General features: G+C 70.0%; 17 protein-coding genes. 9 read left to right on the top strand and 8 right to left on the bottom strand.

From position 1 onward, the window contains the following. Positions 1 to 20: 20 nt before the first annotated feature. Positions 21 to 2,435 (bottom strand): PEP/pyruvate-binding domain-containing protein, encoded by a 2,415-nt coding sequence (locus EV382_RS02570; RefSeq protein WP_130400042.1) that lies wholly within the window; start codon positions 2,433 to 2,435, stop codon positions 21 to 23. A 144-nt stretch (positions 2,436 to 2,579) separates the two neighbouring features. Between EV382_RS02570 and EV382_RS02575 the strand changes: the two genes are divergently transcribed. The 3 genes from EV382_RS02575 to EV382_RS02585 all read left to right on the top strand — a co-directional run bounded on the left by EV382_RS02575 (position 2,580) and on the right by EV382_RS02585 (position 6,711). Next, the gene (locus tag EV382_RS02575; protein ID WP_244236513.1) at positions 2,580 to 3,227 is read left to right on the top strand and encodes a M23 family metallopeptidase; all 648 of its coding nucleotides are present in this window, start codon (positions 2,580 to 2,582) and stop codon (positions 3,225 to 3,227) included. Between the two features lie 73 nt (positions 3,228 to 3,300). Continuing rightward, a complete protein-coding gene (locus EV382_RS02580) occupies positions 3,301 to 3,531 on the top strand; it encodes a DUF2188 domain-containing protein (RefSeq protein ID WP_130400043.1) in 231 nt (76 codons plus the stop codon). A 171-nt stretch (positions 3,532 to 3,702) separates the two neighbouring features. After that, the gene (locus EV382_RS02585) at positions 3,703 to 6,711 is read left to right on the top strand and encodes a fibronectin type III domain-containing protein (protein ID WP_130400044.1); all 3,009 of its coding nucleotides are present in this window, start codon (positions 3,703 to 3,705) and stop codon (positions 6,709 to 6,711) included. 250 nt (positions 6,712 to 6,961) lie between these two features. On the opposite strand, the gene EV382_RS02590 is transcribed toward EV382_RS02585, so the two are convergent. The 4 genes from EV382_RS02590 to EV382_RS02605 form a co-directional block, all read right to left on the bottom strand. Further along, positions 6,962 to 7,921, bottom strand: coding sequence for a COG1361 family protein (locus tag EV382_RS02590; RefSeq protein ID WP_130400045.1), 960 nt, complete (start codon positions 7,919 to 7,921; stop codon positions 6,962 to 6,964). Between the two features lie 40 nt (positions 7,922 to 7,961). Next, complete coding sequence (locus tag EV382_RS02595; RefSeq protein WP_130400046.1) at positions 7,962 to 8,507, bottom strand: hypothetical protein; 546 nt, start codon at positions 8,505 to 8,507, stop codon at positions 7,962 to 7,964. A gap of 169 nt (positions 8,508 to 8,676) precedes the next feature. Next, complete coding sequence (locus EV382_RS02600) at positions 8,677 to 9,699, bottom strand: DUF4331 family protein (RefSeq protein ID WP_130400047.1); 1,023 nt, start codon at positions 9,697 to 9,699, stop codon at positions 8,677 to 8,679. 160 nt (positions 9,700 to 9,859) lie between these two features. After that, a complete protein-coding gene (locus EV382_RS02605) occupies positions 9,860 to 11,116 on the bottom strand; it encodes a glycoside hydrolase family 16 protein (RefSeq protein WP_208758297.1) in 1,257 nt (418 codons plus the stop codon). A 379-nt stretch (positions 11,117 to 11,495) separates the two neighbouring features. On the opposite strand from EV382_RS02605, the gene EV382_RS02610 reads away from it, so the two are divergent. Next, a complete protein-coding gene (locus EV382_RS02610) occupies positions 11,496 to 11,894 on the top strand; it encodes a hypothetical protein (RefSeq protein WP_130400048.1) in 399 nt (132 codons plus the stop codon). Between the two features lie 18 nt (positions 11,895 to 11,912). Here the strand turns inward: EV382_RS02610 and EV382_RS02615 are convergent, their stop codons facing one another. From EV382_RS02615 to EV382_RS02625, 3 genes are all read right to left on the bottom strand, one after another. Continuing rightward, positions 11,913 to 13,370 (bottom strand): aminotransferase class V-fold PLP-dependent enzyme, encoded by a 1,458-nt coding sequence (locus EV382_RS02615; RefSeq protein ID WP_130400049.1) that lies wholly within the window; start codon positions 13,368 to 13,370, stop codon positions 11,913 to 11,915. Next, the gene (locus EV382_RS02620; protein WP_130400050.1) at positions 13,360 to 15,075 is read right to left on the bottom strand and encodes an ABC transporter ATP-binding protein/permease; all 1,716 of its coding nucleotides are present in this window, start codon (positions 15,073 to 15,075) and stop codon (positions 13,360 to 13,362) included. The genes EV382_RS02615 and EV382_RS02620 overlap by 11 nt, the downstream gene beginning before the upstream one ends. Before the next feature lie 112 nt (positions 15,076 to 15,187). Further along, positions 15,188 to 15,808: a TetR/AcrR family transcriptional regulator gene (locus tag EV382_RS02625; RefSeq protein ID WP_130400051.1), complete on the bottom strand. Its 621-nt coding sequence runs from the start codon at positions 15,806 to 15,808 to the stop codon at positions 15,188 to 15,190. Between the two features lie 68 nt (positions 15,809 to 15,876). Here EV382_RS02625 and EV382_RS02630 point away from each other — a divergent pair, with 68 nt between their 5' ends. The 5 genes from EV382_RS02630 to mmsB all read left to right on the top strand — a co-directional run bounded on the left by EV382_RS02630 (position 15,877) and on the right by mmsB (position 21,570). Then, the gene (locus tag EV382_RS02630) at positions 15,877 to 16,587 is read left to right on the top strand and encodes an SDR family NAD(P)-dependent oxidoreductase (protein ID WP_130400052.1); all 711 of its coding nucleotides are present in this window, start codon (positions 15,877 to 15,879) and stop codon (positions 16,585 to 16,587) included. 31 nt (positions 16,588 to 16,618) lie between these two features. Continuing rightward, the gene (locus tag EV382_RS02635) at positions 16,619 to 16,849 is read left to right on the top strand and encodes a tautomerase family protein (RefSeq protein WP_130400053.1); all 231 of its coding nucleotides are present in this window, start codon (positions 16,619 to 16,621) and stop codon (positions 16,847 to 16,849) included. Positions 16,850 to 17,018: 169 nt separating this feature from the next. Then, entirely contained in the window at positions 17,019 to 18,197 is a 1,179-nt protein-coding gene (locus tag EV382_RS02640; RefSeq protein ID WP_130400054.1) for a glutathione-independent formaldehyde dehydrogenase, read from the top strand. A 530-nt stretch (positions 18,198 to 18,727) separates the two neighbouring features. Further along, positions 18,728 to 20,275 carry a multiple monosaccharide ABC transporter ATP-binding protein gene (mmsA, locus tag EV382_RS02645; RefSeq protein WP_130400055.1) on the top strand — a complete coding sequence of 516 codons (1,548 nt, stop codon included), beginning with the start codon at positions 18,728 to 18,730 and terminating at the stop codon, positions 20,273 to 20,275. Next, positions 20,272 to 21,570 carry a multiple monosaccharide ABC transporter permease gene (gene mmsB, locus EV382_RS02650; RefSeq protein ID WP_130400056.1) on the top strand — a complete coding sequence of 433 codons (1,299 nt, stop codon included), beginning with the start codon at positions 20,272 to 20,274 and terminating at the stop codon, positions 21,568 to 21,570. The genes mmsA and mmsB overlap by 4 nt, the downstream gene beginning before the upstream one ends. The last annotated feature ends 28 nt before the right edge of the window (positions 21,571 to 21,598 follow it).

Here is a 21,598-nt window from a genome sequence, read left to right on the forward strand (position 1 = left end):
TTCTCGGTGGCTGTCGACGGTCAGTGGGGCGTGACGGTGCCGGCGGCACCGTCCACGGTGACGACCTGCCCCGTGCGGATCGTCCGGGTGGCGTCGGGAACGCAGATGACGGCGGGGATGCCGTACTCACGGGCCACCGTCGGGCCGTGCGCCATGATCGCGCCGGTCTCGGTGACCAGCGCCGCGGCGGTGAGGAACAGCGGCGTCCAGCCGGGGTCGGTGGTCGCGGCCACCAGGACGTCGCCGGGCTCGATGTGCGCGGTACGCGGGTCGTGGACGACCCGGGCTGGGCCGGTCACCCGGCCCGCCGACGCGCCCACGCCGGTCAGCGTCCCGTCGCCGGCGGGCGCAGCCGGCAGGACGGCCTCGACGTCCGTGCCGTCGGAGAGCAGCGCCACGGGCACCGCCGCGCGCCGTAGTTCCCGCCGGTGCACGGCCCGTCGGGCGGTGACTGTTGCACGCGGATCAACCCCCTGGTGTACGGCGCTGTGCACCTCGTCGAGAGTCAGGAACATGATGTCGTCGGGCTCGTCCAGCAACCCGGAGTCGTGCAGGTCGGCGCCGACGAGCAGCAGTTGACGGCGCGTCTCGCGCAGGGGGTAGAGCCCGGCGAACTTGCCGGCCTCGCGCAGGCCGGCCAGGGACCGTGCCCGGCGCAGCAGGAAGGCGGCGATGGTGCCCCGCACCGGCCGCCGGCGGCGGACCCGCCGGGTCAGCTCCTCCAGAGCTGTCTCCGCTGCGGAGGCGGCCCGTTGGAAGCGTCGGTCGGGGCCCTGCTGTGGATCGGTGACCCGGAGGTAGTTCGCGACCGCCGCGAAGACCGGAGTGGGGTCTTCCTCCCAGCGCGGTACGCCGAGGTCGACCTCGGCGACGCCCCGGTGGCCGTAGACGTCCAGGAAGGCGGTCATGCCGATGTCGGGCAGGGTTCCGCGCAGGTGGCGCGCGGCCAGCTCGGCCGGCGGTGTGTCGAGGAGGAGTTGACGGTGGTCGCCCGCGCTCTGGGCGAGCCGCCACAGTGCCAGGTCCATCTCGATGGTGACGTTGTGCGGCATGCCGCCCAGCACGGTGTGGATCTCGTCCGGGCCGGCGATGCCCTTGAGTAGCGCGGCCGGCAGCGCGGCGGCGAGCATCCCCGCGACGATCGGCCACATGATCGCGTCGGCGGTGTCGTCGGCGTCGGCGTCGGCGTCCCGTGCCTGCACGAAGCGCAGCCGGTCGGCGGCGGAACTCAGGTCGGCCGGGGCGGCCGATCGTGTCCTCATCTGCTCGATCGCCTCGAACATCCGGGTCCGCGCGGTGTCGGGACGGGCCAGGGACCGCAGGATCCCCACCACCGCCCGCCGGGCCGTCCGCAGCGACGCGGCCGTCGGCGCTCCGCCGCGCCGGGCGCTGCCGCTGGTCGGGGCGAAGCGGGGATCGGCCAGCACGTGCTGCATCACCGCCTGGGCGCGTGGCCCGAAGTCGACAGCCAGGAGCTTGACCAGCCGCTTGCGGGACGACCGGTCCCGAGCCAGGTCCGTCAGGTCACCGTAGAGCCGGCCACCGATGTCGACGATCTCGACCCGCACCCCCAGCGACGCCAGCATGGCGGCGATCTGTGTCCGCAGGGTCGACATGCCCATCGGGGTGACCGGTTGCCGCATGCCCTGGACGTGACCGAACTCCAGGTAGACGCGGGTGAGAGGTTTGTCGGTGGCGGGCGGCTGTGGAAACAGGCTGGTGATCGGCCGGGACTGGAGGAGCCACTGGACGTCGTGCGCGTCGATCGCCCATTCGATGTCCTGCGGGCAGCCGAAGTGGGCCTGGAGTCGCTCGCCGGTGGCGCGCAGGTCGGCCAGGTGCGCGGACGTCAGGCATCCGGTGTCGTCCCGGGCGACACCGTCGAGGACGTAGTGGTCCACTGTCGCCGCGCCGTCCACCACTGTCGTGCCGACACCCGGAGCCGCATCCACAGCCATCTCGTCGCGACGTCCGGTGAGCGGGTTCGCTGTGAAAAGCACCCCGGCCGCCCGGGGCGTGATCATGCGTTGCACCACGACGGCCATCCCCACCTGCCGGTGGTCGATCTGGCGGGCGTCGCGGTAGGCGGTGGCGCGGTCGCTGTGCAGCGAATCCCAGCACTTCTCGATGGCGGCGATCAGCTGGGTGGTGCCGACCACGTCGAGCACTGTGTCCTGCTGTCCGGCGAAGCTCGCGTCGGGCAGGTCCTCAGCGGTGGCGCTGGAGCGTACGGTGACCGGGCCCGCCCCGAGCCGCTCGTAGGCGGCGGCGACCTCGGCGGTGGGTATCACGCCGAGCCGGTGCGCCTCGGTGGTGACGCAGAAGCCCTCGGGGACCCGTTCACCCCGCCGGATCAGCTCGCCCAGCCCGGCGGCCTTGCCGCCGACCAGGCCGAGCATCTCGGTGGTCACCTCGGACAACGGGATCACGCGCATCGGGGAGCCCACTCTCGTTGCAATACGACTGCATTGCGGTCGACCGTAGCTCGTTTACGATGCGACTGCAATGTATCCGATTCGGGAACGAACTGGGGGCGACCCGGAGCCGCGACGTTGTCGGCGTCTGTCATGCTCGGGCCGGTGACGACCGGCCGCCCCGCCAGAGCCCGCACCCACCGCCGCCCGCGAAGCCGAATTCTCCTCGTTCTCCTCGCGCTCGTCGCTGCGGCAGCCGTCCTCGGCGTCGCGTTGGTCGTGGTGCCGATGCTGCGACCGGCGGGTCCGCGCCCGCTGTTCCAGATGCCCGTCGCCTGCGGCGAGACCTGGCAGCTCAGCACCTATCCCGGCCACGACGACTACGACGTCGACTTCTTCCCCATCGAGGGCGAGGCGTGGGGGCGTCCGGTCCTCGCGTCCTATGCCGGGACGGTCACCGTGGCCGGCATCAACGGGTCGCTCGGTGGTCGTACCCCGGAGAACCCGGAGGGTCCACGCGGGCGCGGCGGCGGTTACTGGGTGAAGATCGATCACGGCGGCAAGTGGGAGACGCAGTATCTGCACCTGCTCGAACCACCGCTGGTCGCTGTGGGTCAGAAGGTCGCCCAGGGTGAGCAGATCGGGAAACTCGGCAGCACCGGCAACTCCGGTGCCCCGCACCTGCACTACGAGCAGCGGCGCGGCTGGGAGAAGGTCGAGACCTACTTCGACGGTGAGCCGTCGGGGATCACCACCGACGACCGTGAACAGATCCTTCGGCGGGTGAGCAACAACTGTCCGGCCGTCTCCTGAGGGCGGCGGTTTGCCCGCCGCGTCCCGGGGCACTGATTCGGGCAACAGTTTCGGTCGCAGGGAGGAGCCGGCCATGGCCAAGGGTGACGTCGACACGTACCGCGAGGACGGGCAGTGGAAGAACAAGCCGGAAGGCAACGAGCGGGCCAGCAGCACGCATGAGGTGAAGGCCGACGCGCAGGCCCAGGGCCGCGAGATGGCGGCCGACCGGGGCGTCGAACACGTGGTCAAGAAGCAGGACGGCACGATCGGGGAGAAGAACACCTATCCCCGCAGTCGCGATCCCCGGGACATCGAGGGCTGACCGCCCTCGTCCTTGTTTCTACGGACCGACCCCTTCGGCAGGAGCCGACGGGGGTCGGTCCGTTTCCGTCGAGGCGTCGTCGGCCTCTGGTTGTTATCCGCGTACCGAAAATATGGGCGGTTTGGGGGGTTATAGTCCGAATCGGGACTGAAGTGAAAGCTGGGAGTGGGCATGTCGTTGTGGGGCCGGCGTCGTCCGACCAGTGCCGGCGCACTGGTCCTTGTCGTGCTCGTGGGGACTCTCGCGTTCGGGCCGGTCCCGGCGTCGGCGGCCGGCTCCGTCCTGTTCGACCAGCCGTTCCACAACAACACCGCGAACGGCATCGGCGCGGTTGCGGTGCCCGCCGTGCCCCTCGCCGGCGGCACCAACGCCGCCTGCCTGAGCGCCGCCGGCAACACCACCACCGGCCCGCTGCTGAGTTGCACCACCTCCACCGACCCGCAGGGCGCCGGCAAACTGCGCCTCACCCCCGCCACCGTCAACCGGCAGGGCGGGGTGTTCGCCGCGGTGAGTGTGCCCACCTCGCAGGGCCTGTACCTGACCTTCAACACCTACCAGTACGGCGGCAGCAACCCGGGTGCGGACGGCCTCGCCTTCGCACTGGCCGCCGTTGACCCGGCCAACCCCAGGTCCCCGTCGACCCTCGGCCCGTCGGGCGGCTCGCTGGGCTACTCGGCGGCGTTCAACGGGGTGTCAGCCGGCCTCTCCAACGGCTACCTGGGCATCGGGCTGGACGTCTTCGGCAACTTCAGCAACAGCACCTACCAGGGCACCGGCTGCACGAACCCGCCGTACATCTCGACCACCAACGGGCGGGTCCCGGGCCAGGTGGTGGTCCGGGGGCCGGGCCGGAACGGGGTCGGCTACTGCGCGATCAACAGCACCGCCGGGAGCACGTCGACTCCCGGCCTGCCGCTGCGGGCCAGCACCCGGGCCGCGTCCGTGGTGCCGGTCGAGGTCGTCATCAACACCACCGCCTCCCCGTACACCACCGACTCCGGCATCACCACTCCCGCCGGTCAGTACCGGGTCAGGTTCACCCCGGTCGGTGGGTCCGCCCGGACCCTGGAGGGCGCCCTCCCGGTCGTGTCGCCCAGCCTGTATCCGTCGCCGACCTGGTTGAACGCCAGCGGCTACCCCCGCCAACTCGCCTTCGGCTGGGTGGGCTCGACCGGCTCGGTCACCGACTTCCACGAGGTCGACAACGCGCGCGCGGTCAGCTTCAACCCGGTGCCGGACCTGAACGTGTCGCAGACCAGCGCGGTCGGGGCTTCCCCGCAACCCGGTGACCCGGTCACCTACTCGATCACCGCGGGGGTCGACGCCGGGGCCACGGAGACGGCACCGATCTCGGTGACCCAGACCGCGCCCACCGGTGTCGTACCGCGCGCCGCCTACGGGTCCGGCTGGGTCTGCGGCGCACCGTCCGGGCAGACCATCACCTGCACCAACAGCAACGGCCCGTTCGCCGGCGGCACCTTCCTGCCACCCATCACTGTCGTCGCGACCGTCACCGGCACCGGCGTGACCCCGGCGCAGATCCAGACCGCGACCGTGGCGACCTCGTCGTCGATCGACGCGAACCCGGGGCTTGCCACCGGCACCACCCCCGTCGCCCCGGCGACCGCACCGACCGGCGTCACCGTCACCCCGGCGCAGAGCACGATCTCCGGCGGCATCGCGGTCACCGTCGGCGGTAGCAATCTCACCGGCGCGACCGCGATCACCATCGGTACGACCGCCGAGCAGCAGGCCGGCACTTCGGTGGTGCTGTTGCCGTGCAGCTCCGGCCCGGCCGCCGGCTGCTTCACCGGGAACCCGGACGGCACCCTCGGCATCTCCGCCATGCCCGCCCGGTCCAGCCCGGCGACGGTCACGGTCAGCGTGCTCACCCGAGGCTCCACCGGATCGGCGAACTACGTCTACGCGTCCGCGCCGGACAGCCCGGCCACACCCACCGCGACCGCGGGCATCACCAGCGCCACCGTGAGTTGGACCGCGCCAGCGAGCAACGGCAGCCCGATCACCAGCTACCTGATCACCCCGATCCGAGACGGCGTCACCCAACCGACCCTCACCTTTGACGCCTCCACCACCAGCCGCACCCTGACCGGGCTGACCGTCGGCGCGTCGTACACCTTCCGGGTGGCGGCGGTGAACGCGTACGGCACCGGGGCGACCAGCCCACCCTCGGCGGCGGTGGTCCCGTACACCCTGCCGGGAGCGCCGACGAACACCACCGCCACCGCGGGGACCACCGCCGCCACGGTGAGCTGGACAGCCCCGGCCAACGGAGGTTCGCCGATCACCGGTTACACCGTGACGCCCTACCTCGGTGCCGTGGCACAGACCCCCCGGGTCTTCAGCGGGACCGCCACGACCCAGATCGTCACCGGGTTGACGGCCGGCGCCACGTACACCTTCCGGGTGGCCGCGACGAACGCCGGCGGCACCGGCCCACAGTCGGCCCCCTCCGCGTCGGTGACGGTCAACCCGCCGCCGACGCTGACCTTCCCACCGCCCCCACCGGGCAAGGCGTACGACCCGTACCAGTACCAGCTGACGGTGACTGGCGGTACGGGCCCGTTCGCCTGGGCGCTCAGCGCGGGAAGCCTGCCCGCCGGGCTGACCCTCGACCCGGTGACCGGTCTGCTCTCCGGCACGCCCACCGCGTCCGGGACGTTCCCGTTCACCGTCCGGGTGACCGACTCGTTCGACCAGTCCGCGACCCGACCGGTCGACCTGGTCATCACCCCGCTCGGTGGGCTCTCGATCAGCGTCCCGGCGGTCTCCGCGCTCGGCACCGTCACCTCGGGCACGACCGGTGTCTCGGGCCAACTCGGCCCGGTGACCGTCACCGACGACCGCGGGCCGTTCTCCGGAAACTGGGTCACCGTCGTCGCGAGCACGAGCTTCACCACGGGTTCCGGCTCGGGCGGCGAGACCATCCCCAACAGCGACATCACGTACGCCTCCGGGGCCGCCCTTGCCAGCACCGGGGCCGGATCCTTCGTCCCGCAGCCCGGGGCGGTGCTGAACACCCCGCGTACCGCCGCCCGGTGGGCCGGTCAGTCCGGAGGCCCGAACTCCGCCACCTGGAACCCCACAGTGTTGGTGGCTCTCCCGTCCTCGGTGGTGGTCGGCGACTACACAGCAGTCATCACACACTCAGTCATCTAGAAACGTGGGTCGGTGACGGGCAGTTGGCCGGGTGTTCGGGCTTGCCGTCGAAAAAGCGGTGCCACCGAACCCCCACCGCCCCGCCCCGCCCCGCCCCGGTCGATCATGGAGTTGTGGTGGGTGACAAATCACGTTCATGGGGTTTAGCCGGGCACCACAACTCCTTGATCGACCCGGTGGGTGCGGTGGGACGCCGCTGCCCGGCCGCTCGTGGGGGAGCGGCCGGGCAGGTTCGGGGCTGGGACGTCGGTCAGGCCAGCCGGGTCCGTCGCTGGCGGAACAGGTACCAGCCACCGAGGGTGACCAGCGCCAGCAGGGCGATTCCGCCGACCGAGTAGACCAACCAACTCGCCCCGCTGGTGGCCGAGACCGTCATCGGCGCCGCCACGGGCAGGACGATCTTCCCGGTCGCGGTGCGCTCCACCGTGCCGCTGGCGAGCTTCGCGTGCACATCCCAGGTCCCCGCGGGCAGGGTCTGGTTGACCTCGATTCGTACCTGGCCGCTCTGGCCCGGCAGGATCGTCACGCCGTTGGTCACCTTGAACGGTCCGGCCTGGACCGCCGTCTTGGTCAACGACAGCGTGCCGGTCATGTCCAGTGCGCGTTCACCGGTGTTGGTGACCTCCGCGGTGACCACGGGAAACTCGCCGGTGCCGGGCTCCGCGGCCAGCCCTTCGATCCGGAAGTCCGTCGGCGGCTCACCACCGGGGCCGACGTCGAGGTAGACCCGGATGCCGACCCGGTGGATCTGGGTGACGTTGCCGGTGCGTTCCTTGGCGCTGGTGACCTGCGCCCAGATCGCTGCGTACCGCTCGCCCCTCGAGGCCTTCTCCGGCACGGCGATCTCGACGGCGACCGGTCGCCGCTCGCCCGGGTCCAGCTCCATCGTGGCGGTCTTCAGCCGAATCCACCCGCTGAGTTCGTTGCCCGTGCGTCCTCCGGGAACGGTGAAGGCGTTGTTCTCGACCGACGCGGCCCCGGCGTAGAAATCGATCTTCTGCGTCTCGGCGGAGGTGTTCTGCACCTCGACCCGACGGTTGATCGTCGCCCCGGGCTTCAGGTGATCCACGATGTAGACCTGGGCGCGGGGATCGTGGACCCGACTGGCCGGGATGTCCAGCATGCGGATGCTGATCGCGGCTTCCTCGGCCGGGTCCGGTCGCTGCTCCCGCACGGCGACGGCTGGTGCCGCCGAAACCCCGAGCGCCACGAGGACGACCGAGGCCAGCAGCACCAGCCGGCCGAGCGGGTCAGAACACCTGATGTGTCACCGTCCCCGTGTAGACACCCTGGACGGTGCCGTCCGGCACGTTCACCACCAGGGTGGGGTTCCAGGTGGCGAAGTTGTTGCCGGTGCCGCCGGTGTGGCTCATCGCCGTTCGGGGCACGTTGATGATCACCTGGTCACCGGAGTTCGGCTGACCCGGCGTGAAGGTGCCGCCGCCGGCGGTCGCCGTCGGGTTGCCGGACCAGTACAGGACGTTGATGTTCGCGATCGTCTCTCCGGAGGTGCCGCCGCCGGTGGTGAAGTCGGTGGAGAAGACGTTGACGGTCCAGTTCGGGGTGAGTGACCCGCGCTGGTCCAGCACGGTGACCGGGCCCAGCTGGCCGCTGATGGTCGAGCCCTCTACGCCGTGTCCGATGTTCGCCGTCGCCGGCACCGTGATCGACAGACCACCGGCGGCGTCGACGGTGAGGGTCACGATCGTTTCGCCGGTGGTGTCCGCTGCGGCGGGCCCGGCGAGCGCGACCACGGCGGCGACGCCGGCCAAGCCCGCGAGAATCTTTCTACGCATCGAGTCTCCTTCGTCCTGGAAAACCTGGGAAGTGCTTCCGAGACTAGTGGCGTAAACCGCCCAAAATGGGACGAACGGAGCGAGCGTCACCCGGTTGTCGGGCGATCCCGGAAGTGGCGCACGGCAAAGGGTTCGGTGCCGTGCTGGCCGCCGAGCCTCGCGAGCAACGTCAGGCCGGGACCACGTACGGGAAGGTGGCGGCACGGGCGGCCTTCGTGACCTCCGCGGTGAGGCCGGACGTGGTGCCGGTGTTGAGGACCAGGGAGAACATCACCTCAGGCGCGTTGTCCGCCAGGGCGCGCCCGTTGCGGGCCGCGAAGCCGAAGTTCGCGGCCGTACCGACCTTGTACGACAGCAGGTCGGGGTAGAGCTGCCGGGCGACGCTCCAGCCGTACGCTGACGGGTCCGCCGCGGTGCCGTTCGCCTTGACGACCCCGGCGACCGCGTTCGCGATCTCCTCGCCGCCTTCGGCGAGGTCGATGCCGGGGTGCCGGAAGTTGGCGGGGTTCGAGAAGTCGGTGTCGTGGGGCCAGAAGATCGGCCACATCATGGGGTGGCCGGCGCGGTTGATCTGTCGCCATCCGCCGGCGTCGGTGGCCAGCATGGTGCGACACCACACGCCGATCTCGGTGCCGTCGCGCAGCAGTGGCTCGTCCTGGGAGACCTCCAGGACGATCGACTCGACGGTGGTGCCGGCGAAGCTGTTCTTGGCCTGGTCGACCCGCCACGCTGAGCGGTCCACCCGCGAACCGTTCTGGACCGCTGCGTTGATGGTGGCGAGTTCGTCGAGGTCGATGAAGAACGGGTCGGTGATCCGGCCGGCCCAGATCCGGACGTTGCGGCCGGCCGTCACCTCGCCGGTGCGCCCTTCGGCGACGGGGGTGCCCATCGCGGCGTCGTCGCGGGCGTCCGCGCCGGTGAGTTCGTACAGTTGGAAGGTCTGCCTGGCGTCGCCGTCCAGCTCGCCGAAGGCGAATCGGTAGGTCAGGTCCTCCCGCTCGCCGCCATTGACATGAATCTTGATCTCGTAGCGCGCCTCGGCGTGGAAGCCGCGCTTGATGTCGGCCCTGGTCACCGAGCTGTTGACGTCCATGACGAAGACCGTGGCGCGGTCGCCGTTGAAGACGAACAGGTCGTTGAGGTACAGCTGACCGCCCTGGGCCGCGAGGGGGGTATCGAGGTGGTGCGACATGGGCTCACTCCCAGAACTGCCGGATTGTGGATTAATCCGAACATAATGGGCGTGGGCCCGGCCTCCCTCCTCATCGCACAATCCGGTCTGCGGAGGCCCTCGTACGGCGGTGGGCCGCCCGAACTGTTCTCGGACGGCCCACCAGTCGGTGCCCGTGTCGTCAGATGCGAGACCACTTCTGGTTGGCGGCGCCGAGGCAGTCCCACAGGTGCAGCTTGCCACCGTTGTTGGGGTTGGCCTCCCGTACGTCCACGCACTTGTTGGCGTTGAGGTTGACCAGGTCGCCGGCGGCGTTGAGGGTGAAGCGTTGCGCGGTGTTGCCGTTGCAGCTGACCAGGTTGACCTCGGTGCCGTTGGCGGTGCCGGCCCAGGCCGGGTCCATGCACTTGCCCATCGCGCGGATGGTTCCGTCCGAGGCGAAGGTCCAGCTCTGGGCCGCCGTGGTGTTGCAGTCCCAGATCTGGAGCTTGGCGCCCTCGACCGGGTTGGCGCCGGGGATGTCGATGCAGCGACCGCTCTGCGCGCCCCTGATCCGGCTGGTGCCGGGGGCCGGGTCGCCCCCGCCCGAGGTGTAGCTGGAGACCCGGACGTAGTCGACGAGCATCTGCTGCGGGAACTGGGTCGAGCCGTCCGGGTAGCCGGGCCAGTTACCGCCGACCGCCACGTTGAGGATCATGAAGAAGGGGTGGTCGAACACCCAGCGGTTGCCGCCGAGCCGGGCGGGGTCGACCCGGTGGTACTGCACCCCGTCGACGTACCACGTGATCACGTTCGGTTCCCAGTCCACCCGGTAGGTGTGGAAGGTGTCGGCGAGCGGCGCGCCGAGGGTGCGGCTGCCGGTGATGCCGCCACCACCGGAGTAGCCGGGACCGTGCACGGTGCCGTAGACGGTGTTGGGCTCCCGGCCGATGTTCTCCATGACGTCGATCTCGCCCGCGTCGGGCCACCCGCCGCCGGTGCCGAGCATCCAGAAGGCCGGCCAGATGCCCTGACCGCGCGGGATCTTGATCCGGGCCTCGAATCGCCCGTACGTCTGGGTGAAGGTGGCGGCCGTCAGCAACCGCGCCGACGTGTACTCGCAGCGCCCGTAGTGGCACTGGTAGTTGGCGGGGTTGTCCCGGCGGGCGGTGATGACCAGGTTGCCCTGGCCGTCGTGCACGGCGTTGCTGGTGCTGTTCGTGTAGTACTGCCGCTCGTTGTTACCCCAGCCGCCGCCGCCGATGTCGAACCGCCATTTGTTCTGGTCGACGGGCGTGCCGGCGGGGGAGTTGAACTCGTCCTGCCAGGTGATGGGGCCGATGGCGGCCTCGGCGCGGTCGGGGTGCGCCGGGAGGACGAGCGCCGTCGTGGTCGCGAGGATGGCGGCCGCCAGGAGTACGAGGGGGCGGAAGCGGAGGCTGGGCCGGGCTGTGAACACGGGAGGCTCCTCAGCGTGGGGGTGGTGAAGGCGGTTTACCAGGATAGAGAGCGCTCTCTAAAGCGAAGCATGTCGATATAGTGTCTTTCTGTCAAGAGTGTTTCCAATATCACGACCGTCCGTTACCGCCCGATGCTGAGCAGTGAGCGACGGTGTGCCGGGTCCGGTCGTCACCCGGTGATCGATCGACTCCTCCGAGATGGACGGCGCTGACTCATCGACCGAGTTTCGGCGCGGTCGAGTGTTACTCGATAGCGGTCGAATCGACCCTTCCTATTGCCGAGGGGCGTCCACGCGGGACAGGATGACGAGGCGTGCTGGAAACGTTTCCGTAACCTGCGCGCTGCTGGTCTCTGTCACAAGGAAGTGGGAGTCAGTCATGAGCGAGGCGTCGACGGCGCTGGGTGTGCGCCTCTACCCGGATCTGGTCGAGCACGGTGGTCTGGCCCCCGCGCTCGTCGAAACCGCTGCGCGGCACGGGCTCGATGTCGGCCGCGTGACCGCGCCGGAGCAGGGGCGGGCCCGGTTCACCTGCGCCGAGCTGCACTCCGACGAGGGCGTGGTCTGCGTGAAGCTGGGCTCGCAGGCCCGATACTTCATGATCGACCTTCGCGTCTCGGGTGACGTCCTCGCCCGCGGTGACGTCATGGACCTCAAGCAGGTCGTCCAGGTGGCGGCGGCCTGGCGAGCCGGCATGACGGTCGCCGAGCTGACCGCCCGGTTCCCGTTCATGGAGGAGATCAAGCACCGCCCGGCGCCGGTGGCCCAGGTCAGCTGACCGGCGTGTTCGGCCAGGTCAGCAGCGCAGCCGAGGTGGCAGTGCTGACTCGGCGGCGACGGCGCGGTTGAGGTAGGTCGACTGGACGAAGGCGACGAAGCGTTCCGCGTCGGTCGCCGTGGAGGCCAGTCCGAACGAGACACGGACCGCGCCGCCGGTCGGCAGGCGCAGCGCGCTGAGGTACTGGTCGATCGTGTCGATCCCCGCCAATCGCCGCTGCCGCGTCGACGTCCGGCTGATCCCGAACGCGCCCTCGCCCGCGCCCGGGTTGCAGAAACAGCCGGTACGCAGCGAGAAACCGGCCGCTGCCGCCTCCCGCGCGACGAGCCGCTCGTCGACCAGGGTGCCGTCCGGTTGGCGGAGGTTGAACGTCACCGTGCCCCCGCGCCCCGCACCCGTCGTCGGCCCGTACACCTGGACCAGGGGCCCACCGCTGTCGTGCCGCAGGGTGGTCAGCCGCTCCAACAACCACTCGGTGAGCAGGCCGACCCGGGCGTGGACGAGGTCCACGCCGATCGAGTCGAGCCAGCGCAACCCGAACTCCACGTCCGGGATGCTCAGGAAGTTGAGCGTGCCGTCCTCGAACGCCGACTCGTCGTCCATCGGCCGGTGCCAGTCGCCCTGCACGCTCACCGCGCGGATCGTGCCGCCGGCGAACCACGGCCGGCGCAACCGGGCCAGCGCCGTGCGGCGGGCCAGCAGCGCGCCGACCCCGGTGGGGTAGCCGAACAGCTTGTACCAGCTCAGGCACACGAAATCCGGGTGGGTGACGCTGAGGTCCAGCCGGTTCGTCGGCGCGAAGGCGGCCGCGTCGAGCAGCACGTCGTAGCCCTGCTGGTGGGCCAGCTCCACCCAGCTCAGCGGGTGCTGCACCCCGGAGAAGTTGCTCTGTGCCGGATAGGCGAACAGCCCGCGACGGCCGGGCCGACCCCACCGGCGGGCCCGGCCGGCGTGCAGCGCCGCGACCAGGTCCGACTCGGCGACCCGCAGCTGCGGCCCGCTCAGCGGCACGTAGCGTACGGACGCGCGGGCCGACCGGGCGTACTCGCGGATGCCGTTGACCGAGTTGTGGTTGTCCCACGTCAGCACCAGCGGTGAGGACCGGCCGAAGTCGTACGCCTCGCCGACCAGCCGGCAGGCGCCGCTGGCGTTCGGGGTGAAGACGACCGCGTACTCGGCCGGGTCGGCGCGGAAGAAGTCGAGCACCGCGCGTCGCGCCGACTCCACCAGCGAGCCCGCCGCCACGCTCGTGGGGTTCTCCGAGTGCGGGTTGCTGTACAAACCGGCGAGCAGCCGGTCGTGATGGGCACGGACCTGGGCCTGGGCGGCCACCCCGGCCCCGGCGTAGTCGAGGTACACCTGCCCGTCGCTGTCCAGGTGTCGGTACTCGGTAGCGCGTAACTCGTCGATCCGGCCGGTGGCGGCGTATCCCGGCAGGGCCGTGGGGGAGGCGTGCGGCGTCGGTTCAGGACGCACGACGGGAACCCCGTCGGACCAGCACCGCCCAGGCCGCGCCCAGGAAGAGCAGCACGAAACCGCCGAGCACCAGCCAGTTGACCCACACCGGCCGGGAGAAGCTGTCGCCGTACGTGGCCAGCAGGGGTGGGCCGAGCGGGGAGCCGCCGTCGCGCCAGAGTCGCTCCACGCCGGCGGTGTGCCCCAGCCCCTCGAACGCCCACCGGTTCGACATCGCGTAGCTGAGCCACTGACCGCCGACCGCCATGGCCGGCACCGGCAGGATCGCACCGACGAAGAGCACCTGTGGGAAGCACAGCATCGGCAGCATCAGCGTCGCCTGCGCCGCGTCGGACACGGCTGCCGAGCACAGCAGACCGAGGGCGAGCGCCGCCGCCGAGGAGAGCAGCAGGGTCGTGTACAGGGCGGCGAAGTCGGTGCCGTCGACCGGCGGCAGCCGGTCCATGCCGCGCAGGACTCCGAGCAGGGCCAGGTCCACGACGGCCAGCAGCGGCAGCAGCACCGCGACCTTCGCCAACAGGTACGGGGCGAGCCGGACACCGGCCAACCGCTCCCGGCGCAGGATCGGCAGCTCGGTGCAGATCTGGAGAAGCCCGTAGGTCAGCCCGAAGAAGAAACCGCCGAACGCGATCCAGAACAGGATCATCACGGTCACCGTCGGGCTGGGGTTGGTCGGCGCGAACGCCCCCGGACGGAACAGCAGCGCGAACATGCCGAGCACCATCAGCGGGGAGCCGAGCAGAATCGCCAGGGTCAGCCGGTTGCGGACGACGATCTCCGCGTTGCGCGCGCTGAGGACCGCCCACTGACGCAGCCGGCCGACCCGCCGGGGCGGCGTCACGGCGAGGTCGCCATCGTCGGTGGTACGGGTCGACGGCGCGGCCTCGTGCTGCGTGGCCTCGTGCTGCGCGGCCTCGTGCTGCGCGGCGAAGCGATCGGGCCACTCGGTGGGTCGCGCCGCCTCGTCGAGCCGCAGGTGCACCTCGACGAGGGACCGCAGGTTGAAGAACTCCCGGGCGGCGGCCGGGGTGCCGGTGAACGCCAGCCGGCCCTGACGGGTCAGCACGACGACGCGGTCGCAATGGTCCACGTCGGTGACCTGGTGGGTGGTCAGCACGACCGTGGCGCCGGTGTCGGCGAGCGAGCGGAGCACCCGGAGCAGCTCCACGGCGATCGCCGGGTCCAACCCGGAGGTGGGCTCGTCCAGGAAGAACATGCCGGGGCGGGTGAGCAGCTCGACGGCGATGCTGGCGCGTTTGCGCTCACCGCCGCTGAGCAGCCCGACCGGAGTGGCGGCCCGGTCGGTGAGTCGCAGTTCGGCGAGCACCTCCGCGACCCGGGCACTGATCTCGGCCGGCCCGGTGGCGGAGGGCAGGCGCAGCCGGGCGGCGTGGCGCAGGGTGCGGGCCAGGGGCAGCTCGCGGTGGATGATGTCGTCCTGCGGAACGACTCCGACGGCGCCGGCCGCGGCGCTGCCGTCGTACGTCACGGTGCCCGTCGCCGGCTGTTGCACTCCGGCGAGTATCTCCAGCAGGGTGGTCTTACCGGCGCCGCTGGCACCGATGATCGCGACCACCTCGCCCGGCGCGATGCTCAGGGAGATGTCGGCCAGAATCTGGTGACCGTTTCGGACGCTCTGGCCCAGCCGCTGAGCGGCGATGCCGACACCGGCACGCGGAGGAGACGTGGTCTGCTCGGTCGTCATGTCGAAGGCTCGATCCGGTCGGGGAGTGGTCGGCCTGAATATCGTGCCTCGCCGATGTTACTGAGCGACCGCGCAGTACGCCCGCAATGGACGGTCAGGGACCGTCGTCCGTTCAGCCGGTGGTGGTCCGTGCCTGCGCCGGCACCTGGAGGAGATCCAGGCAGTTGCGCCACAGCGTCTCGAGCTGAGCCGGGTCGTTGAGCAACTTCGCGAGCAGGACCCGCCCCTCGATCTGGGCGACGATCGACCGCGCGGCTTCCCGGGCGTCGACCGCCGGGCCGGCCAGCCCGCGCTCCTTCGCCTCGACGACGACCTGCTCGATGAGGCTGATCTGCTCCTCGAAGATCTGCTGGAGTCGACCGCGGATCTCCTCGGCCTGGTTGCTGAGTTCGAGGGCGAGGTTGCCGAACAGGCAGCCGGCGACCACGCCGGCTTTCTGCTGGCCGACGCGCTGGACCTCCTCGGTGGCCTCGAACAGGTCGCGCAGCCGCTGGAGCGGGTTGCGCTCGCTGCCGAGCAACTGCTCCCACTGCCGGCGCTGGGTGACCCAGTGCTCGTCGATGACGGTGCGGGCGAGCGCCTGCTTGGATTCGAAGAAGTAGTAGAAGCTGCCCTTCGGCACTCCGGCCGCCGCGCAGATCTCGGCCACGCCGAGGGCCGTGTACCCGCGCTGCTCGATCAGCGTGGCGGCCGCGTCGAGGATCTTGTTCTTCGCGTCACTGGTCCGTCCCATGCTTTGACGATACACGACCGGTCGGCTAGCTTTTAGTAGACCAGTCGTCTAGTGAAGGTGGTTTGCTCATGAACAGCAGTCCGAAGGTCGTTGTCATCACCGGCGCTTCCCAGGGCATCGGCGCCGACCTGGTGAACGCCTACCGCAAGCTCGGGTACGGCGTGGTCGCGACCTCACGCTCCATCGGCGCGTCCGACGACCCGCAGGTCGTCACCGTCCGGGGCGACATCGCCGAGGCCGACACCGCCGAGCGGCTGGTCCGTGCCGCTCTGGACACGTTCGGGCGGATCGACACCCTGGTGAACAACGCCGGCGTCTTCGTCGCCAAGCCGTTCACCGACTACACCGACGAGGACTTCGACCAGGTCACCGGGATCAACCTCGCCGGGTTCTTCCACCTCACCCGGCGCGTCCTGCCGCACCTGGAGGCCAGCGGCTCCGGCCACATCGTCACCATCACCACCAGTTTCGTCGACCAGCCCAACTCGAACGTCCCGTCGGTGCTCGCGTCGCTGACCAAGGGTGGTCTCAGCTCCGCGACCAAGTCCCTGGCCATCGAGTACGCCCGTCGTGGCGTACGGGTCAACGCCGTCGCGCCCGGCGTCATCAAGACCCCGATGCACCCGGTCGAGACGCACCAGACGCTCGCGGGCCTGCACCCGATGGGCCGGATGGGCGAGACCAGCGACGTGGTCGACGCCGTCGTCTACCTCGAGTCCGCCCCGTTCGTCACCGGCGAGATCCTGCACGTCGACGGCGGCCAGAACGCCGGTCACTGAGCCCACCCCACACCCGAGAACGGAGTAGACGATGCCGATCGTGACCATCCAGATCACCCGTGAGGGCAGCACCGCCGGCGCGTCCGCGGCGACCGCCGAGGAGAAGGCCGCCCTCATCAAGGGCGTCAGCGAGCTGCTGCGCGACGTCCTGAACAAGCCGCTGACGTCGACCTTCGTGGTGATCGACGAGGTCGAGACCGAGAACTGGGGTCGCGGTGGCCTCCCGGTCGATCAGTTCCGCCAGCAGCAGGCGCCCGAGTAGGGCGAGGGTGCCCGCCACCACGCGGGGGGCGTCGCCGCGGTCAGGGTCTCGCTGGGCCGCCGGAATCCGACCGGCTCAGCGAGGCCGCGTCCGGCCGTGACCACGGGTAGGCATGAACGGCCCAGTCGGGGGAAGGCCGGCCGCTCCAGCGCCGAACAGGAGACCCGGGATGAGAGCCGTCGTCTACACCGACGTCCGGACGGTCGAGGTGCGGGAGGTGCCCGACGCGACCCTGGAGGCGGAGACCGACGCGCTGGTGCGGATCACCTCCACCGCCCTGTGTGGCACCGACCTGCACATGTACGACGGACGGACCAGCGCCGAAGCCGGCCTGGTGCTTGGTCACGAGCCGTTGGGTGTGGTGCAGCAGGTGGGCGCCGCGGTGCAGACCGTCCGGCCGGGCACGCGCGTGGTGATCCCCACTCACCTGTTCTGCGGGACGTGTGTGATGTGCGCCCGTGGGCTCTCGGCGGCCTGTCTGCGGGCCCGAGCCGAGGGGCCGGGCGCGGCGTACGGGTACGCGGGGATGGGCCCGTACCGGGGTGCGCAGGCCGACCTGCTGCGCGTGCCGTGGGCCGATGCCAACTGCGTACCCCTGCCCGGCGAGCCGGGGGACGCGTACGAGGACGACTTCGTGCTGCTCGCCGACGCGTTCGTCACCGGGTGGCACGCCGCCGCCACCCTCGCCGAGGTCGAGCCCGGTGACACCGTGGCGGTGTTCGGCGCCGGCACCATCGGCCTGCTCGCCGCCTACTCGGCGCTGCTTCGCGGTGCCCGGGTCGTGTACTGCGTCGACGCCGTCGACGCCCGACTCGACAAGGCTGGCGAGATCGGGGCCGTGCCGATCGATTTCCGCCGGGGCGACCCGGTCGAACAGATTCGCGCCGACCGGGCCCGGGCCGGGCTACCGCTCGGCGAGGAGAAGCTGGGCGGGGTCGACAAGGTCATCGACGCGGTCGGGTTTCAGGCCCGCGACCGGGAGCACCCCGGGCGGGAGTGCCCGAACCAGGTCATCACCGACGCGGCCCGCCTCGTGAACACCGCGGGCGCGATCGCGGTCGCTGGTGTGTACCCGGACCGGGGCCCGCACCCCGGCCCGGGGGCGGACAGTCAGGAAGACCTCGTCGCGCCGTGGGGCAGCCTGTTCAGCAAGGGGGTCGCGGTCCGGTTCGGCCGTACCCACGACCGCCGCTACACGGTGCTGCTGCGCGATCTGGTGGTCGCCGGCCGCGCCCGGCCCAGCGTGGTCGTGACCCACCACGGCACCCTGGCCGACGCGCCGGAGTTGTTCCGCCGATTCGACCGCCGGGAGGGCGGGGTGATCAAGGCGGTGCTGCGCCCGAGCTGACTGCGCGGACGCGGCCGACAACCCCGAATCGGCCTAACAGGGCGTTACGTCGCGGATCCCCCTGCTGGTGGCGGCCGTGCTGAGTCGATCATCGTCGATTCAGCGATTCAGGAGAGAGGTGGGTCACACCGTACGTCGAGGGTCGACGTGGCGTCCCGGGGGTGGTCCGGGCGTTGCGGCCCGATCACCACCATTCGATGGTGGCGAGCGCGCCGGTGCATCCTCGCCCGGTTGGCCGCTGTGGATCTTTCCTGGTGGTGGGCCTTGTCAAGGGGTGGCCGGGCCGATCGCGGTGCCGCCGGCATTTGACAACGTTGCCACCGACGCGCGAAGGTGCCGGGAGGGGCCGCAGCGACGCCTGTGACGGGCGAATACTGCGTTACATCTATATTGCCGGATTGTTACCTTTTCAACAGTCTCTCGCCTTGCGGATGGCCCTCCGGCCGCAATACGTTGCCGTCAACAACAAAACCAAGTGAAGGTTCAACCTTCCGGAGGCAACCGATGACGTTGGCGAGGTGGTACGAGCGATGAGCAACGTGCCTGTCCTCCTTGAGATGCGCTCCATCACCAAGGAGTTCCCCGGAGTCAAGGCCCTCTCCGACGTCAACCTGGTGGTTCGCGCCGGCGAGATCCATGCCATCTGCGGCGAGAACGGTGCGGGCAAGTCCACGCTGATGAAGGTCCTCAGCGGGGTCTACCCCCACGGCACCTATGACGGCCAGATCGTCTACCAGGGGTCGGAGAGCAGGTTCTCCGACATCCGGGCCAGCGAGAACGCCGGCATCGTGATCATTCACCAGGAGCTCGCGCTCATTCCAGGGATGTCGATCGCCGAGAACATCTTCCTCGGCAACGAACCGCGCAAGCGGGGCGCGATCGACTGGAAGGCCGCGAACCGGATGGCGCTGGACCTGATGGCCCGGGTCGGTCTGGAAGAGGACCCGGACACCCTGATCAAGGACATCGGAGTCGGCAAGCAGCAGCTCGTCGAGATCGCCAAGGCGTTCGCCAAGGACGTCAAGCTGCTCATCCTCGACGAGCCCACCGCGGCCCTCAACGAGGCCGACTCCCGCCACCTGCTGGACCTGCTGCGCGGGTTCCGCTCCCGTGGCATCACCTCGATCATGATCTCGCACAAGCTGAACGAGATCGAGGCGATCGCCGACCAGATCACCATCCTGCGCGACGGCCGGACCGTGGAGACCCTCGACGTCAAGGCGGACGGGGTCGACGAGGACCGGATCGTGCGGGGCATGGTCGGCCGCGAGCTGAGCAGCCGGTTCCCGGACCACACCCCGAAGATCGGTGACGTCTTCTTCGAGGTCCGCAACTGGAACGTCCGGCACCCGATCTCCGCTGACCGCCAGGTCTGCAAGAACGAGAGCTTCGTGGTGCGCCGCGGCGAGATCGTCGGCTTCGCCGGTCTCATGGGCGCGGGCCGCACGGAACTCGCGATGAGTGTCTTCGGCCGCTCCTACGGGGTGTACGAGTCGGGCACGATCATCAAGGACGGCAAGGAGATCGTGCTGAAGTCGGTCGCCGACGCGATCGACAACGGTCTCGCGTACGTGAGTGAGGACCGCAAGGCGATCGGCCTCAACCTGCTCGACGACATCAAGTCGTCGACGGTGGCCGCCAAGCTCTCCAAGATCAGCCACCACGGCGTGCTCAGCGAGGTCGAGGAGTACCAGGCGGCCGAGGCGTACCGCAAGGAGTTGCGGACCAAGGCCCCGTCGGTCGACGTGGGCGTCTCGAAGCTCTCCGGCGGCAACCAGCAGAAGGTCGTCCTGGCCAAGTGGATGTTCACCGACCCGGACCTGCTGATCCTCGACGAGCCGACGCGCGGCATCGACGTGGGTGCCAAGTACGAGATTTACGGCATCATCCAGCGGCTCGCCGACCAGGGGAAGGGCGTCGTCGTCATCTCCTCGGAGTTGCCTGAGCTGATCGGGCTCTGCGACCGCATCTACACCGTGTTCGAAGGCGCCATCACGGGCGAGATCGCCCGGGCGGACGCCACCCCGGAAAACCTCATGAAGCAGATGACCTCGACAAAGAAGCTGGCCACCCGATGAGCCGATTGAAGGACCTTCAGAAGAACCTGTTCGGAGGCACGACCTCCAACGCTCGTCAGTTCGGAATGATCTTCACCCTGGTGGCGATCGTCCTGATCTTCCAGGTCTGGACCGACGGCCTGACCCTGCGGTCGGACAACCTGATCGCGCTGTTCCAGCAGAACTCGTACATTCTGATCCTGGCCATCGGCATGCTCATGGTGATCGTGGCCGGGCACATCGACCTCTCGGTCGGCTCGGTCGCCGCCTTCGCGGGCATCCTGGTCGCCAAGTCGATGACCGAGTGGAATCTGCCCTGGCCCGTGGCCATCGTGTTCGGTCTCGCGATCGGTGCGGTGATCGGTGCCTGGCAGGGCTTCTGGGTGGCCTACGTCGGGGTCCCGGCGTTCATCGTCACCCTGGCCGGCATGCTGCTCTTCCGTGGTGGCAACCAGTACATCGGTAACGCCAACACGATTCCGGTGCCGGAGGGCTTCCGGGAGATCGGCTCCGGCTTCCTGCCCGAGTTCGGGCCGAACACCGGCTACAACAACGCCACGCTGCTGCTCGGCCTGATCGCGGCGGTGGCGGTGGTGTGGCGCGAGATCCGGGCCCGCAACACCCGCCGGGCCATGGACGCCGACCCGACGCCCATGTGGATCTCCATCCTGCGGATGGCCATCATGGTCGGCGTGATCGCCTTCGCGGCGCTGCGCTTCGCCAGCGGCCGCGTCGGCACCAGCTTCCCGATCTCCGGCATCATCCTGCTGGTCCTGGTGATCGCGTACTCCTTCTACACCCGTAACACCGCCGGTGGCCGGCACATCTACGCGGTGGGCGGCAACTCCCGGGCGGCCGAGCTGTCCGGCGTGAAGCTCAAGCGGGTCAACTTCTTCGTCATGATGAACATGTCGATCCTGGCTGCGCTGGCCGGCATGATCTTCGTGGCCCGTTCGGCGGCCTCCGGACCGCAGGACGGCAACGGCTGGGAGCTGGACGCCATCGCCGCGGTCTTCATCGGTGGCGCGGCCGTCGCCGGCGGTATCGGCACCATCAGCGGCTCCATCGTCGGTGGTCTGGTCATGGCCGTGCTCAACAACGGTCTCCAGCTCCAGGGTGTGGGCACCGACAAGGTCCAGATCATCAAGGGCCTGGTGCTGCTGCTGGCCGTCGCGATCGACGTCTACAACAAGAGCCAGGGGCGCTTCTCCATCATCGGGAGCCTGATGCGGCCGTTCCGCCGCGAGGACTCCGCCCCACCCGCCTCACCGCCGGACGCGGAGCGCGAGCCCGCCAAGGCAGCGGTGTCCGGCTGACGGCCACCGACCCCTCCACCCGTTCCAC

Origin of the sequence: Micromonospora violae (assembly GCF_004217135.1) — a bacterium.
GTDB classification, from domain to species: domain Bacteria; phylum Actinomycetota; class Actinomycetes; order Mycobacteriales; family Micromonosporaceae; genus Micromonospora; species Micromonospora violae.